This is a genomic window from Streptomyces melanosporofaciens (genome assembly GCF_900105695.1).
Taxonomy (GTDB): Bacteria; Actinomycetota; Actinomycetes; order Streptomycetales; family Streptomycetaceae; genus Streptomyces; species Streptomyces antimycoticus.
In genome coordinates this window covers 9,153,843-9,168,697 of sequence record NZ_FNST01000002.1, presented here as the reverse complement: position 1 = coordinate 9,168,697, position 14,855 = coordinate 9,153,843, and the positions used below count along the sequence as shown (strand labels likewise).

Below are 14,855 nucleotides of genomic sequence, written 5' to 3'. Positions count from 1 at the left end.
CTGGCTGAGGTGTCGCCGTTGTACGGCGGTTTCGGCCGGCGGGACCCGCCGCGCTCACCCGCGGCGGTGGCGTACCAGGGCGCGGACCCCGGCCACCGTGGCCCCGGTGACGGCGAGTGCGGCGCCGGTGGCCAGGCGGGCGTCCCTCACGGAGGGTTCGGGGCGGCGGAGGAGCTTTTCGGGCCGGTGCGCGGGCGGCGGCCCGTCCAGGCCGAGGGCCAGGGCCTCGGCCAGGTGCATCGCACGTCGGCCGGTGTCGCCCTGTTCGATCTGGGTGCGGCAGCTGAATCCGTCCGCGAGGACCAGTGCGCCGGGCGAGGTGTCACGCACGGCGGGCAGGACGCCTTGCCCGGCGATGGCCATCGACAGCTCGTGGTGGCCGCGTTCGAACCCGAAGTTGCCCGCGAGCCCGCAGCACCCCTCGTCCAGGACATCGGCGACAAGGCCGGCCCGGCGCATCAGCTCCCGGTCGGCGTCGTCCTTGAGCACGGCATGCTGGTGGCAGTGCGTCTGCACCGTGGCCGTCCTGCTGAGCTTCGGCGGCTGCCAGCCGGGAGCGTCATTGACCAGCAGTTCCGAGAACGTGCGGAACTGCCGGGCAAGCCGCTGGATGGCCTGGTCCTCGGGCAGCAGTTCGGGTGCGTCGGCGCGGAAGACCGCGGTGCACGAGGGCTCCAGGCCGACGATCGGGGTGCCGGCCTCGACCCACGGCCGCAGGGTGTCCGCCGTGCGGCGCAGGACGCGTTTGGCCGTGGCGAGCTGTCCGGTGGAGATCCAGGTCAGGCCGCAGCATACGGCGCGGGTGGGGACCGCCACGCGGAACCCCGCGTCCTCCAGCACCCGGACCGCCGCCTGGGCGATGTTCGGCTGGAAGAAGTTGCTGAAGGTGTCCGGCCACAGCACGACCGCGTTCGCGTCGCCGGGCTCCGGTTGCGACCCGTCGCGCGCCTGCCACCACTGGAGGAACGACTCCGGTGCGAAGGTCGGAGCGTTCCGTTCGGTGGCCACCCCGGCCAGGGCCTTCCCGAGCCGGGCGATGCCCGGGGCGTTCAGTACGGCGTTGACCAGCCGCGGTGAGATCCGCGACAGGCGGGCCCACACCGGGAGCCAGCCCATCGAGTAGTGGGCGGCCGGACGGAGCCGCCCGGCGTAGTGGTGGGCGAGAAACTCGGCCTTGTAGGTGGCCATGTCCACCCCGACCGGGCAGTCGGACTTGCAGCCCTTGCAGGCCAGGCACAGGTCGAGGGCATCACGAACCTCGGTGGAACGCCAGCCGTCGGAGATCGTCGAGTCGGCGTGCCCCTCCAGCATCTCGAACAGCAACCGGGCACGGCCGCGGGTGGAGTGTTCCTCCTCGCCGGTCGCCCGGTACGAGGGACACATCACGCCGCCGGTGTGGGTACGGCAGTTGCCGATGCCGACGCAGCGCATGGCCGCATGGGTGAAGGATCCCTGGTCGTCGGGGTAGCCGAAGTGCGGCTGGTGGGTGCGCGGCCGCCAGTGCGGGCCCAGTCGCAGATCCTCATCCACCGGATGGGGAGCCACGACCTTCCCGGGGTTCATCCGGTTGTCCGGATCGAAGAGGTCCTTCACCTCGCCGAACGCGGTGACCAGCCGGTCGCCGAACATCCTCGGCAGCAGTTCGCCGCGGGCCTGCCCGTCGCCGTGTTCCCCGGAGAGCGATCCTCCGTAGGAGGTGACCAGATCCGCGGCCCGGACGAGGAAATCCCGGAAGGCCGCGACGCCCTCGGCGCTGGTCAGCTCGAAGGGGATGCGGGTGTGCACGCATCCCTGGCCGAAATGCCCGTACAGCGAGGAGAGACCATAACCGAACCGCTCGAACAGCCGCTTGAGGTCGCGGAGGTAGTCGCCGAGCCTCTCCGGCGGAACGGCCGAGTCCTCCCAGCCCTCCCAGGTCTCGCGCCCGTCCGGTGGGCGCGCCGTCAAGCCCAGTCCGGCCTCCCGGGCCCGGAGCATCTTCTGCTCCCGCCGGGGATTGTCGGAGAACGTCACGGTGCCGTCGTCCTCGCTGCGGCCGATCGCCCGCAGCAGCGCTTGGCCCTGTTCATCGACACTTTCCTGGGTATCGCCGCTGAACTGCAGCAAGAGCCAGCTGTTCCCGGATGGAAACTGATCCAGGGAATCGAGATAGGCGTTTTCCTCCCGCATGAGCTGTGCCATCCGGTCGTCCAGGGCCTCCAGCTGGGTGGGGCGGCTGTGGTCCAGGAGCCGGGGAACGTCGTCCGCGGCCGCGCAGATGTCGTCGTAACCGAGTACCAGCAGGGATTCGTACGGTGGTACCGGCACCAGATCCAGCTCGGCCCGCAAAACGGTGACCAGGGTGCCCTCGCTTCCCACCAGCGTGCGGGCGAGGTCGAAGCCGTTCTCCGGGAGGAGCGAGTCCAGGTTGTATCCCGATACGCGCCGAGGGATGGCGGGAAAGCCACGCCGGATGTCCCCCAGATAGCGGTTGACGACGTCCCGCAGCCCTTGGTAGATCTCCGCGCGGCGGCCACCGGCCGCGATGACTGCCGCGAACTCGTCGTCCGAGGTGCGACCGACCCAGCAGCGGGTTCCGTCGTAGGTCAGGACCTCCAGCCGCCGTACGTTGTCCACCGTCTTGCCGTAGGCCTGAGCGGACGCGCCACAGGAGTTGTTGCCGATCATGCCGCCCAGCGAGCAGTGGCTGTGCGTCGAGGGTTTGGGCCCGAACTTCAGCTGGTGGGCGGCCAGCCGACGGTTGAGCTCGTCGAGCACGATGCCCGGCTCCACCACACAGGTCCGCCGGTCGGTGTCGACCGATACCAGCCGGTCGCAGTACTTCGTCCAGTCGATGACGACCGCCGCGTTGGTGCACTGGCCTCCGAGGCTGGTTCCGCCGCCCCGGTTGAGCACGGGAGCATCGAACCGGGCGCAGACCGCGACGGCCTCGGCTCCGGCCTCCACCGTCCGTGGCACCACCACACCGATCGGCACCTGGCGGTAGTTCGAACCGTCCGTGGAATACGCGCCCCGGCTGCCCGCGTCGAAACGCACCTCCCCGTCGACGCTCTCGCGCAACGCCTTCTCCAACGTCCTGGCCCGTGTGTCGCGCTCATCGCCGCCGATGGCGGCCTTCCGACCTTTCCTGAGCATGGGCACCTTCCCGCTGTGGCCTCCGAGGCTGTGACCGGCCCCTTGAACGAGTTCCCCTTCCTCGCTCCTCATCCCGCCCGAAGTGCCGGGCCCTCCCCGTTCGGCTCAGCGCCCCGAGCCCGCGGGCGGAGCCGGGGCCCGGCGTACGGCCGGACGCCGGGGCGGGCAGACGGGCGGTGGCCACAGGCGCCGCGACCGAAGGCGAGGACAGGCTCAGAGGCGCGGCGAGGACCCTCGGCGTTTCTTGCGCGAGCGGTGGAAAAGCCGGATCGCGGGTACGAACCAGCAGGTCACAAACCAGAGCAGGGCCACGGCCCGGCGGTGGAGACGCGGACCCGGACACGGGACCTGTACGAATCACGGCGATCAGGGGCACCCGGCGATGTGCGTGGCCTCGCTCCTCGACGGGTGCGGGCAGCGGGCGATCGATGCGCTGGTCGTAGGTCCCCCGGCCCGTCGTCGACGCGGGTGAAGGCCATCTGCGACGGACCTCGCGACTGGCCGAGGAGATGGCCGCCCTCTGCCGTTCGCGGCATGTCTCGTTCATCGCCACGACCCAGGCCCTTGCCAGTGCCCCTGCCTGGCCAAGGGAAGCGCTGGCCGACGGTGCCCACCCAGGCAGCGCCGGACCACCCATCCTCCGTCTCACCCCTTGAATCATCTATCGAGATTCGATAGATTCCCATCGTAACTCGATGGAAGGATGGGACATGGGACAGCTGGCAGTGCGTGCGCTTCGCGCCGTGCTCGTGGTGGTGCTCGCCGGCACCGTGTTCGTGCAGGCATTGATGGTGTGGGTGTTGGTCAGCGGGAGCGACCCGGAGGACGGGTCGCTCCCGCTGACCCCGCTGCGCGTGATCACGGTCCTGGGCATGGTGTCGGCCCAGGTCGCCCTGGTCAGCGTCTGGCGGCTGGTGACGATGGTGCGCCGCGGAACCGTGTTCTCCCATGCCGCCTTCCGGTACGTGGACGCCGTGATCGGCGCGATCGTGGCGGCCGCCCTCCTGTGGTTCGCGGTCACGGCCATCAATGCGCCGGGCCAGCGGGACGACCCGGGCGTCACCGCCATCATGGGCGGGATTGGCGTGGCCATCCTGGGGGTCGCGCTCATCGTGTTCGTGCTGCGGATGCTGCTCGCCCAGGCCGTCGCGCGCGACGTCGAAGCGGCCCAGATGCAGGCCGAGCTGGACGAGGTGATCTGATGCCGATCGTCGTCGACATCGACGTCATGCTGGCCAGGCGGAAGATGTCCGTGGGCGACCTCGCGGACCGCGTCGGGATCACACCCGCCAACCTGGCGGTACTCAAGAACGGCCGCGCCAAGGCGGTGCGCTTCGCGACACTGGCCGCGCTCTGCGAGGTACTCAAGTGCCAGCCGGGCGACCTGCTGCGCTGGGAGGCCGAGGACGCCGCGGGCGAATGACGTCCCCGAGCGGGCGTGAAAACGCGCGGGACCACCGGCCCGCGACACGGCACCTGGGCCGGAGCGCCGAGTTGGTCAGCCGGCGACTCCGGCCCTGTGCCATGCAGCCAGGACTTCCTCGATCTGCCCTATGGTCAAGTCCGGACCCATCGTCTGTCCTTGACGTGTTCAACCCGCTCCGTTGTGGAGAGGATCCCTCCAACACGGCGTCGACCACCCCGGTCTTCCACATCCTCTGCGCTGCTGCCGTGGATCCGTCGCTTGAGGGAAGGACGTGTCCCTGGTGTTCACCACACGGAACGAATGGAACACCGGCTATGCCGATGGCCGCCGCTATCGCCCGCTCAGCGACCGTGAGCGGTCACTGCTCGCCACACACCTCCCCGCCCCTGTCGGGGGTAAGGCCCTCGACATCGGGTGCGGGGTCGGTGAACTCGCCGCCCACCTGTCCTCGCTCGGCTACCACGTCGACGCCGTCGACTGGTCCGACAACGCCCTCGCCGAGGCAACCGCCCGGCACGGAAATGCCGCCCGGTGGCTACGCCTGGACATCGAGCTCGACGACTGGGCGCCGCTGCACGCCGACGGCTACGACGTGATCACCTTACGGTTCGTATATCCCTTCCTGAAGCACCGCGACCGAACCATCCGGGCCCTCGGCCGCCGCCTGCGACCTGGCGCCGCCCTCGTGGTCATCGCGCCCCTCGCCACCGATACCCCGGCCGGGCGGCGCGGCATCGCGCTCGACGAGGATGAACTCGCCCAGCTCCGGGCGGGCTGGTCCACCACCGAACGCCACGACGCCGAAGGACTGGCCTTCGTAGTCCTGCGCGGCCCCCACCCGGCCGAGGCCACGCTGCCCGCTGGGCCATCGGCCAACCGCGCACCCCGCACACTCGCCGAAAGCCCAGGCGCGACGCCCACCGCGCGGCAGCACCACTTCACCCTTCAGGAGCGCTACTACGCACAGGTGGAATCCGGACGCAAAACAATCGAAGTACGCGTCAGGACCGCCAGGAAAGCGGCCGTCGAAACCGGGGACACGATCATCTTCCGCGAGCCGGACAGCGGGCGGGAACTCGACATCGTCGCACAGCGAATCACCCCGTACAGCTCATTCGACGAGCTTCTCGACGCGGAGGACCCGACACGCATCGATCCCGACTCCTCGCGCGAGGAGCAACTCGCCAATCTCCGCCGCATCTACTCACCGGACAAGGAAGCCCTCGGCGCCCTCGCTTTCGAGTTCGACCACCGTCCGGGACGGCCCGGCCACACCATGCCCATGACTCCCGCGGAGTACGTCCAGACGGTGCCCCATCACACGGTGTACAGCTGCCTGTACATCCGCGACGAGCACGATCGCCCGGTACAGCTGCGCTCCGTGTACGGCGACCGGCTGTGGCAGTTGCCCGGTGGCAACGCCGACGCCGGTGAAGACCCCTTGGAGACCGCACGCCGCGAAACGGCCGAGGAGACCGGACTCCAACTCGGCCGGGGCCAACCACGCCTGCTGCTGACGCACTACCGCCCGCCGGGTCCCCGCTGGCCGCTGGGCAAGATCGGTTTCATCTTCGACGGCGGCCGACTCAGCCCCGAGCAACTGCGCCGCATCCGGCTCGACCCGGCCGAACACGACCTGTGGGCCGTCCATGAGATGGCCCAGTGGCGACGGCTCATGGGCGAGCTGCCCTTCGCCCGTCTCGAGGCCATCGAACGCACCCGCCAGGGCCGAGGCCCGAACTACCTCGCCGCGGGGCCTTGAGGCCCAAACCGGATGATGGAGCGCGCAGCTACTACTCTCTTCTCTCTGCTCTCGGGAGTTCCGGTGTCCATTGAGGACCTCAATGCCGAAGCCTGGACCGTATACGGCCAACGTCAGCTGGACCGTGGATACATGCCGCCTGTCCCCGAACGACTGGAGTGGGCACCGTGGGAAGGGGTAGGCCCCGGTGCGGAGATCCTCGGTGACGTCACCGGCCAACGCGTCCTGGACATCGGCTCCGGCCCCGGCCACCACGCCGTGCACCTGGCCCGGACGCACGGTGCGCAGGTCACCGCGATCGAGCTGTCCCTCACCCAGCACCAACGCGCGATCGATACGCATGCAGGCACTCCCGGCGTCCAATTCGTGCATGGCGATGTGGTCGGCTACCTCCGCACCGCCAAGCCCTTCGACGCCGCGTACGCCATCGGCAGCCTCGCCTTCACCGATCCGCACCGCTCCCTGCCAGCGCTGCGCGACGGCCTGCGCCCCGGCGCACCGCTGGTCCTCTCGCTCCTCCACACCGACCTGAACGGCCGCGGTCCATCCACCACTGTCACGCCACGCGACCAGATGATCATGCTCCGCGACGATCCACCGCTGCCCACCCGGATGTGGGTCCTGGCCCCGCGGCTATGGGAGAACCTGCTCACCGACCACGGCTTCCGAGTCGAGGCCATCGACCTCCTGCACCCCTACGACGAGAACAACCCCGTCGTGCAGCAGCTCATCCGCGCCCGTCGCCTCCCCAACCGCCCCGCACGCATCTCCAGCCGCCCCCGCACCACGCGGCCTCCCACGCCACATGCTGCCATCGGCGTCGGCGCCATTGTCCTCAGCGACCGGGGCGTACTCCTCGGCCGCCACCGCCGCGGCACCCTGGAGCTACCGGGAGGAACGGTAGAGCCCGGGGAATCCCTCGAGGCGACCGTGATCCGTGAACTCGCCGAGGAGACCGGTCTGATCGCCCGGCCCGACGACGTCACGCTCCTGGGCACGCTCGTCGACCACGTCGGAGACGTGGTGCGGGTCACCGTCGGCGCCATCGTCAGCACCTGGCAAGGCCGGCCGGCCACGCAGCCGGACGAGAGCGTCGGTGACTGGGCTTGGCACCCCCTGGACCAGCTGCCTGACGGCCTGTTCGTGTGCAGCGCCCAGATTCTCACCGCCTGGCGCCCCGACCTGCCCATCGACCACACCCCAGCGCATTTCACTCCCTACGCCTGACGGTGATGCTCGTCAGGCGGATAGAGCGTCGTTGTCGCCGGAGCGGGGCGAAGAGCAGGTCGGATGCGATGTCAGCCGATCCGCCACATTTCGCGGGGGCCGCGGGGCAGCAGCACGCACGCTGTTTACCGGACCGCGTCCTCGGCGAGAGCGGCCAGGTCCAGCGGGCCGTCGCGGACCGGTGACGGGTCCGCTCCGCGCCGGGTGAGAAGGGCGCTCGCGCTCACTGCGCCGCTTCCGTCAGCGTCAATTCGTAGGTCATCGCCACCGGGTTGTGCCCGGGCACGAGCCGTCCGCTGTGGACGATGCCGTGACGGTCGACGAGATGAGCCTGCAGGTGGGCGCGCATCCGGCCGTTCTCCCGGCGCACCGATCCATCGAGGAACATCACCTCCGTGGCCGGTCCGTCGACCTCGACCACGCTGCCGTCGGGCTGGCCCAGGCGTCCACCGATCAGTGAGCCGATCTGCCCGCATACGTTGGCGCCGGCCCAGCCCTGTTCGTCGGCGAGGAGCTCGATCACGCTCACCAGGTCCACGTTGGGGCGGATCCGGCACACCATCCCCGCGACCTCGCCGCGGCCGGTGGTGGCGATTCGACGAGGAGTGAACAGCGACATCTTCGTCTCCGGGTCGGGGTGGACCTCGATCTGGACGTCCGTGGCGAGGGACAGCTGCGCCCGGACGCCTGCGCCGAGTACCACGCTCTCGGGGATGAGGTGACCAGCCCTGCGGAACCCATTGGCATCGACGAACAGGGCGTGACTGTGTGAGAACACCGCGCCCTCTTTCAGTCCGAGGGTCAGCCCGCCACGCACCAGCCTGCCCGGAGCCACCCCCGACCGCGGGTCGCTGAAGGTGGCGACAGGACCACCAGGAGACCCGAGAGCGGGTACGTAATAGGAGAACTCCGCCAACTCGCCACCGACGAGTTGCCCACAGCCCGACCGGCCACCCGTCTCTGCGAGAAGCTGTTCCAAGGCGGTCAGCAGCGGGAGCCCGGCAGGCAACTCAACATCGTGTGTCGTGAGGCGCGTCTCCACCGCCACCACCCGATCCGCGGCAACCGGACCGGGATGGGTCAGTCTCGGCGCTCCGGGATCCGGTGCGGCAGGCACTGTCGTCGAACCGCCCGAGTGGGTCGTCATCGGGAACCCCCCTTGGGCCAGATACCGGCGTCTTGGAGCAGCTGCCGCAGGACGGGCGTGGTGACCTTGCCGTAGGCGGTGGTCGGCAACTGGTCCCCGAGATGGATGCGCTTGGGTGCCTTGTGGCGAGCCATGTTTTCGCGGCACCAGCCCAGCAGATCCTCGGCGGTGAGCCTGTCGTCGACCACCGCGACAGCGTAACCGACCTCGCCCCAGTCCGGGTCGGGCGCCCCGACCACGCCCGCCGCCTGCACCTTCGGGTGGGTCACGAGCTTCTCCTCGACTTCACGGGGATCGATGTTCGACCCTCCGGAGAGGTACATGTCCGAGGCTCGCCCGGTGATGTAGAGCAGCCCGCGCTCGTCGAGTACGCCTAATACTGCTCGATCACCGCGCCGAACATCTCATGGGCCCGGCGCTGGTCCTGCCGGGTGATCGGCGCACCGGCGTAGCTGACGCAGCGCGGCGACGAGTGGTCGGTGTCCCCGGCGACGGACTGGACCAGTCTGTTGAGGACCGTCGGTACGGTGAACATCGTCGAGACACGGTGCTCGGCCACGAGCTCCCAGGCCTGTGCCGTGTCGAGCGACCCGCCGGGCAGCAGCACGATCCGCGCACCGCGGGCAACGTGAGTGAGCACGTGCACGCCGGCTCCGTGCGAGAGCGGCGCCAACACCAGCGTGGCGTCGTCGCTCGACAGGCCGGCATCAGGTCGGCGATGTGGTTGTTGATGATGAAAGCCAGGTGGTCGTGGGTCAGCACGGCCGCCTTCGGGCGGCCGGAGCTGCCGGAGGTGAAGAAGAACCAGACGGGATCCCCCGTCATCACCTCGGCATCGGGCACTCGAGCGCCGAGGTGTTTGTCGATGAGCCGTCCCACCTGGGGGGGGTGGCACCGCTGCCCGAGGCGTCGGAAACGGCCCAGGACGGTGTGGCATCCAGCGCCGTGGCGTGGTCCTCGGCGCCCGCTCCGACGATCAGCAGGGCCGGGCGTACGACCTCGGCGAGCTGGACCAGTTCCCCGGCGGTCAGCTTCGCGTTCGTCGGTGTGATGATCCCGCCGACCCGCCAGGTGGCGAACATGACACTGAGGTAGTCGCGGCTGTTGGGCGCGTGCAGCATGACCACGTCGCCGCTGCCGACACCGGCATCGATCAACGCGGCGGCCGCAGCATCGGCCCTGGCGTCGAGCTCGCCCCATGTCCAGGCCACGTCGCCGCGGATCAGGGCGGTCTGGTCACTTGAACACCCCGGCCAGCTCCGCCCGCGGAAGCTGCATGTCGTCGGCGGTGCCGGTCAGCTGCATCGCCGCGATGGCGTGCATCGAGACGCCGGTCGCCCCGAGCGGGTGCCCCTTCGCCTTGAGCCCTCCGGATCGGTTGACGGGCAGTTTGCCATGAGGGCCGACCAGCCCCTCCTCCAGCACCCGGTGGCCCTGACCGCGCTCGGCCAGTCCGAACGCCTCGTACTGCAGCAGGGTGGCAGCCGACCACCGTGGCAACGGCGTCGAGTCTGTCCCAGGGTGCGGCCTCGCGGGTCTCTAACCGAGCTGGGCACGCCGGCAGGTTCCGGTGAATACGCGGCCGAGGTAGTCGTCCAGCGCGGCGAGGATCGCCGGTTTCGGTGTGCCGTCGCGGTCGATGTGCGTGTGCAGGGCGAGTCCTTCGGCGAACGCGACGATGCGCAGGGCCTGGTCGGCCGCGTCGATCCCCTGAGCGACCTCGCCGCATACCGTGCCATTTTTGATGGCTTGGGCGACGCGTGAGCGGATGCCCACGAGGGTCTCTCTCTGGACGCCGGCAAGGCGGGCGTTGTGCGCGGCCTGGTCTGCGAAGGCGAGACGGACCAGGAATTCGGCGCGGCGGGCGTCGTCGAGCGGTATCAGCTCGGTCAGCGCCTGCCGCAGCATCTCGGCGATGGTGCGGCCCTCGGCCTCGCCTCGGTTCACCAGCTCGTCCACCCGTGCGGTGAAACGCCCGTTGACGCGGGTGAACGTGGCCAGCAGCATCTCTTCCTTCGCCGTGAAGTAGTGCTGCACCAGGCCAACGGACATGCCCGCTTCCGCGGCGGTCCGCGCGACGGTCACGGAGGTGAGGCCGTATCGCACGATCAGGCGTTGGACGGCGTCGGTGATCTGCCCGTGGCGGGCGTCATGGTCGGCAACTCTCGGCACGTGAGGACGGTACCGCGTGCTATAACCGTATACATATATTGCTACCGGGGAGGGCCCTCGCGATGATCCGACAACGCTCAACTCGCCTGTTAACCCTGGGGCTTACTCTCGCTCTCCTGCTGCCGCCCGGCATGGCCACTGCGGGCCAGGCCGGTGACGGACAGACGGCCGGCAGCCACCGTGACCCGGCTCTGCAGGCCCTGGCCGACCAGGTGGTGGCCGACCCGAACCCCAACCCCGGCGCTTTCCTGCGTGCCCGCCGTGGCTCGGACGACCGCTTCGGCGCGGCCGGCGTCGCCGACCGATCCGCCGGCACGCCGATGGCACCGGACCTGAAGTTCCGCGCCGGAAGCGTCACCAAGACCTTCACCGCGACGGTCGTCCTGCAACTCGTCGCCGAGCACCGGTTGCGACTCGACGACACCGTGCAGAGCCTGCTGCCCGACCAGATCCGCACCGACAACGCACTGTCCGGTGCGGCCATCACTGTCCGCCAGCTGCTCAACCACACGAGCGGGCTGTACGACTACATCGACGGGCTGCTTCCCCACTTCCGCGGGCTTGACCAGTACTGGCCCCGCGACCAGCTGATCAGCATCGGTCTTGCCCAACCCCGGTACTTCCCAGCTCCCGGCACCCGATTCCGGTACTCCAACACCAACTACCTGCTGCTCGACCTGATCGTGGAACGGATCACCGACCGCGATCTGCGCACCAACCTCGAACGCCGCGTCTTCACCCCCCTCAGGTTGCGTGACACCTCCTATCCGTTGGCGCGGAACACCATCGACGGAGCGCACGTACACGGCTACGCGGACGTTTCACCGCTGCTGCCGAACGCGCCGGAGCCAACCCGTCTCGACGTCACCGCGTTCAGCCCATCCGAGGCTGGGGCATCGGGCGCCCTCGTGACGACCGCGGCCGACATCGCGCGCTTCTACCGGGCCCTGCTGCAAGGACGTCTCCTCCCCCCAGACCTGCTTCGCCGGATGCTCACCGACACGGTCCCCACAACCGGCGCCGTCCCGCCCGCTGTCGCCTACGGGCTTGGTGTCTACGTCTACGCCACCGGCTGCGGCCGTGCGTACGGCCACGGCGGCAGTGCACTCGGGTACCTGACCTTCGCCCTCAACAGCCGCGACGGGCGCGACCAACTCGTCGCCCACACCAACTGGAACTCGTTCGCCGACACCGGGATCGACGAGGACTTCTGGGCTGCCTTCCAGCGGGGTTACTGCGGAACGCCTGGGCAGATCGGCGGCCGGGTGTGATCGCTCCACGAGGGTGACTCATGGCCGCGGCGGGCCAGCTGCCAGAGCGTGTCCGCACCGGCCAGACCGGCTCCGATCACGAGGTACTTCGACGAACTCATGGTCGTGAACTCCTGATCCGCGGGTGGCTGGACAGGTCAGCGGGCAGGTGTGGGTTCGCGTGGGGACGGCCCGCCGGTGCTGGGCGGCGTCGGTGCTGGCCGGAGGCGGGCGCGGCGTCCGGAGCCGACGTCTCGACGCGCACACGGGCCACGGTCGCGCCCTGGAGGGCGAGGCGTGTGTCTTCGGTGCCAGGAAGGATCGTGTCGAAACGCTCCAGCCGTCGGTCGTCGAGCGTGACGATGCCGTCGAGGACCACCAGAGCGGTGGCGAACGCGGCCGAGACCGACAGCTGCGTGTCGCCCTCAAGGAGATCGAGGCTGCCGTGGATGCCGCTGCGCACCATGAGGTTGAGCGCCTGTGCCCTGCCGTGAACAGCGGTCGTGGCCACTTCGGAGGTCCCGCCGAACGTGACGATCTGGGTGTACCGCAGATCGTGGACGACACCGTCGATGGACAGTTGAAGGGGCACGGGGGCGGCCGACAGCAGATGGCGCTCCATCCCCGGGAAGGGTGAGAAGGGGCCGGTGTCCTCGATATCCGCAAGGCTCAGCCGCCACGCGACCGTCTGCGGGGAATCCGCCGCGGGCTCACGGTGGATCTCGCGGGTCCAGCCGCGTCCGTTGGCCCACCGCTGTGGTTCGAGCGTGGCCATCGGGATGATGTGTGCGGTGTCCGCCGCGCCGTTTCCCGGTTCTCCGGAGGGCTTCTTCGGTGATGGCATGTCGAGTTCGTCTCCATCCCGCCCGGCCTGGCCGATCGGGTTCAGTGGCGGGAGTGTCGGGGGCGCGGCTTCGGTCGGGGGAAGTACGGGGGTGGTACGGGTGCTCATCCTGCTCAGGGTCAGTATCCGGCAGTGCCCTTGTAGGGGTAGGTCCAGTCCAGGTCGGGGTTCGGCCTGCTCACCGGCGCGGCCTGACCGTCCGCTTCTGCGGGGCACTTCGATATCCGATCGCGTGAGACGGAGGTGGGCTGCCAGGCTGCGTCCATGGATCACGCGGAAGTGCTCCTCATCGGAGGGCGGGCCGGGGTCGGCAAGACGACGGTGGGGTGGGAGGTTTCGGCGTTGCTGCGAGGTGCGGCGGTCCCCCACGCGGTCATCGACGGTGACTTCATGGGGCAGGTGCATCCAGCTCCGGAAGGTGATCCGCACCGTGCGGAGATCACTGAAAGCAATCTGACTGCGGTGTGGACGAACTACGCACGCCGCGGCTACCGGCGTCTGATCTATACGAACACACTGAGCGTGGTGCCCGAGGCGACCGGCATGTTCGAGCGGGCCATGGGCAGCGGGGTGCGGATCGTGCGGGTTCTTCTCACGGCCACCGACACGACCACGCGGGAGCGGCTGGAGCACCGGGAAATCGGCTCGGAACTGGAGACGGAGTGGGAGAGCAGTACCCGTAAGGCACGGTTGCTGGACCAGCGGGCCCCTGCGGACGCGGTGCGGGTGGCGACGGACGGGCGGGCTGTCGCCGACATCGCGCGCGAGGTGGTCGCCGCCACCGGCTGGGCCGAGCAGCACTCCACGAGCAGGCCGTGAGCAGATCGGTGGATCGGTCCGGCGGTGGCCGCGGCCGACTGCTGATCATCGGTGTGTGAAGGCTGAAGATGAGGGGTGCCGAGCGTGGCACCGGCGCTGCCGAGCTGCGGCGAGGCGGGTCTGCCCGGCGGCGTCGGCGGTCCGGGGCTGCCCGAGGATGTCGCCGCGGTGCGGCAGGTGCTGCGGGCCGGCGACGAGCCGACCGTCGTGGTCGCCCACGGCTACGGCGGCATCGTCACCGCGGAAGCCGCCGCGGGAGCCGGTCGGTGCGCCACCTGCTGCTGGTCTCCAGCTACCTGCCAGGTCGGGCAGAGCCTGTCGGATTTCGGGCACGGCAGCCCCGCCCCGTTCCTGTCCCAGCCTGAAGCCGTCCGGGACCTGCTGCTGAGCCTGTGACGGCTGCCGGGGACGAGCCGGGCCGACGACCCGAGAGCGAGGAGGCCGCCGTGAAGCCCGGGCACCGGCGGCACCGCCATCCGCACCGCACAGAGGTCCGGATGGCACTGCCGAAAGGCGCCGGGATTCGCGGCACTCCGCACCACGCACCACTCGCTGCTCGGCCGAGCGCCCGAGCGGGCTGCCTCAATACGGTCCCCGCGGAAGGGACGGTCAGGCCGCGCGCGTCAGCTCGATCCGGCCGAACAGGAGGGCATAGCCGGAGGGAAGCTGGGCGAGGATACGGTCCACCAGGCCGTCTCCCGCGAGTTGCGTGACGACCTTGAGGACGGAGCCGGTGTCCCAGCGAGCGGTGGCGGGAGTGCCGCCCACCCGGGTGGCGAGGTCCTTGACGAAGCCCCAGCCGGTGAGGGGCTCGGCGGCGGGGATCTGGTCGGCGAGCGCCCGGGCCGCCTCCACGGGCAGACGGGCGGCGAGGTCGACCCGCTCGTCGCCGGTGAGCTGCCGGCCCAGGCCGGCGAGCACGGCACGGACGATCGTCTCGGCCCGTTCACGGGTGGGGTAGGCCCCTTCGTAACGGACCTTCTCCAGCATCTGGTCGAACGTCATCGCCGCCGCGGTCGGGGCGTATTCGGACTGGACCGGCATGGCTGGGTCAATTGCCTTTCTCGTCATGC

At 69.8% G+C, this 14,855-nt stretch carries 16 protein-coding genes; 7 read left to right on the top strand and 9 right to left on the bottom strand.

Going from position 1 to position 14,855, the window contains the following annotated elements:
* Positions 1–54 precede the first annotated feature (54 nt).
* Positions 55–3,135 carry an FAD-binding and (Fe-S)-binding domain-containing protein gene (locus BLV72_RS41930; protein ID WP_093469043.1) on the bottom strand — a complete coding sequence of 1,027 codons (3,081 nt, stop codon included), beginning with the start codon at positions 3,133–3,135 and terminating at the stop codon, positions 55–57.
* A 710-nt stretch (positions 3,136–3,845) separates the two neighbouring features.
* Between BLV72_RS41930 and BLV72_RS41925 the strand changes: the two genes are divergently transcribed.
* The 4 genes from BLV72_RS41925 (at position 3,846) to BLV72_RS41905 (ending at position 7,550) form a co-directional block, all read left to right on the top strand.
* A complete protein-coding gene (locus BLV72_RS41925) occupies positions 3,846–4,337 on the top strand; it encodes a DUF2975 domain-containing protein (protein ID WP_093469042.1) in 492 nt (163 codons plus the stop codon).
* On the top strand, positions 4,337–4,558 hold the full coding sequence (locus tag BLV72_RS41920) for a helix-turn-helix domain-containing protein (protein ID WP_037952025.1): 222 nt from the start codon (positions 4,337–4,339) through the stop codon (positions 4,556–4,558). Before BLV72_RS41925 ends, BLV72_RS41920 begins: the two co-directional genes overlap by 1 nt.
* 283 nt (positions 4,559–4,841) lie before the next feature.
* Entirely contained in the window at positions 4,842–6,323 is a 1,482-nt protein-coding gene (locus tag BLV72_RS50695) for a methyltransferase domain-containing protein (protein WP_244321275.1), read from the top strand.
* Positions 6,324–6,386: 63 nt separating this feature from the next.
* Positions 6,387–7,550, top strand: a complete 1,164-nt coding sequence (locus tag BLV72_RS41905; RefSeq protein ID WP_244321274.1) for a bifunctional class I SAM-dependent methyltransferase/NUDIX hydrolase — start codon at positions 6,387–6,389, stop codon at positions 7,548–7,550.
* Between the two features lie 223 nt (positions 7,551–7,773).
* Here the strand turns inward: BLV72_RS41905 and BLV72_RS46985 are convergent, their stop codons facing one another.
* The 6 genes from BLV72_RS46985 to BLV72_RS41875 form a co-directional block, all read right to left on the bottom strand.
* Positions 7,774–8,559, bottom strand: coding sequence for a PCC domain-containing protein (locus BLV72_RS46985; protein ID WP_167746513.1), 786 nt, complete (start codon positions 8,557–8,559; stop codon positions 7,774–7,776).
* Between the two features lie 134 nt (positions 8,560–8,693).
* Positions 8,694–9,020 (bottom strand): AMP-binding enzyme, encoded by a 327-nt coding sequence (locus BLV72_RS41895; RefSeq protein ID WP_093469039.1) that lies wholly within the window; start codon positions 9,018–9,020, stop codon positions 8,694–8,696.
* A 50-nt stretch (positions 9,021–9,070) separates the two neighbouring features.
* Positions 9,071–9,634, bottom strand: a complete 564-nt coding sequence (locus BLV72_RS51280) for an AMP-binding protein (RefSeq protein ID WP_093469037.1) — start codon at positions 9,632–9,634, stop codon at positions 9,071–9,073.
* The gene (locus BLV72_RS41885) at positions 9,522–9,908 is read right to left on the bottom strand and encodes an AMP-binding protein (RefSeq protein ID WP_167746510.1); all 387 of its coding nucleotides are present in this window, start codon (positions 9,906–9,908) and stop codon (positions 9,522–9,524) included. Before BLV72_RS41885 ends, BLV72_RS51280 begins: the two co-directional genes overlap by 113 nt.
* A gap of 25 nt (positions 9,909–9,933) precedes the next feature.
* The gene (locus tag BLV72_RS41880) at positions 9,934–10,197 is read right to left on the bottom strand and encodes a thiolase C-terminal domain-containing protein (RefSeq protein WP_208905909.1); all 264 of its coding nucleotides are present in this window, start codon (positions 10,195–10,197) and stop codon (positions 9,934–9,936) included.
* 39 nt (positions 10,198–10,236) lie between these two features.
* Positions 10,237–10,869: a TetR/AcrR family transcriptional regulator gene (locus tag BLV72_RS41875; RefSeq protein ID WP_093469034.1), complete on the bottom strand. Its 633-nt coding sequence runs from the start codon at positions 10,867–10,869 to the stop codon at positions 10,237–10,239.
* A 62-nt stretch (positions 10,870–10,931) separates the two neighbouring features.
* Between BLV72_RS41875 and BLV72_RS41870 the strand changes: the two genes are divergently transcribed.
* Entirely contained in the window at positions 10,932–12,140 is a 1,209-nt protein-coding gene (locus BLV72_RS41870; protein ID WP_244321272.1) for a serine hydrolase domain-containing protein, read from the top strand.
* A 97-nt stretch (positions 12,141–12,237) separates the two neighbouring features.
* Here the strand turns inward: BLV72_RS41870 and BLV72_RS41865 are convergent, their stop codons facing one another.
* Entirely contained in the window at positions 12,238–13,071 is an 834-nt protein-coding gene (locus BLV72_RS41865) for a HutD/Ves family protein (RefSeq protein WP_093469031.1), read from the bottom strand.
* Between the two features lie 156 nt (positions 13,072–13,227).
* Between BLV72_RS41865 and BLV72_RS41860 the strand changes: the two genes are divergently transcribed.
* Together BLV72_RS41860 and BLV72_RS41855 are read left to right on the top strand one after the other, a co-directional pair.
* The gene (locus BLV72_RS41860) at positions 13,228–13,782 is read left to right on the top strand and encodes an ATP-binding protein (protein ID WP_208905908.1); all 555 of its coding nucleotides are present in this window, start codon (positions 13,228–13,230) and stop codon (positions 13,780–13,782) included.
* Positions 13,783–13,866: 84 nt separating this feature from the next.
* A complete protein-coding gene (locus BLV72_RS41855) occupies positions 13,867–14,178 on the top strand; it encodes an alpha/beta hydrolase (RefSeq protein ID WP_244321271.1) in 312 nt (103 codons plus the stop codon).
* A 213-nt stretch (positions 14,179–14,391) separates the two neighbouring features.
* On the opposite strand, the gene BLV72_RS41850 is transcribed toward BLV72_RS41855, so the two are convergent.
* Positions 14,392–14,826, bottom strand: coding sequence for a DUF2267 domain-containing protein (locus BLV72_RS41850; RefSeq protein WP_093469030.1), 435 nt, complete (start codon positions 14,824–14,826; stop codon positions 14,392–14,394).
* Between the last annotated feature and the right edge of the window lie 29 nt (positions 14,827–14,855).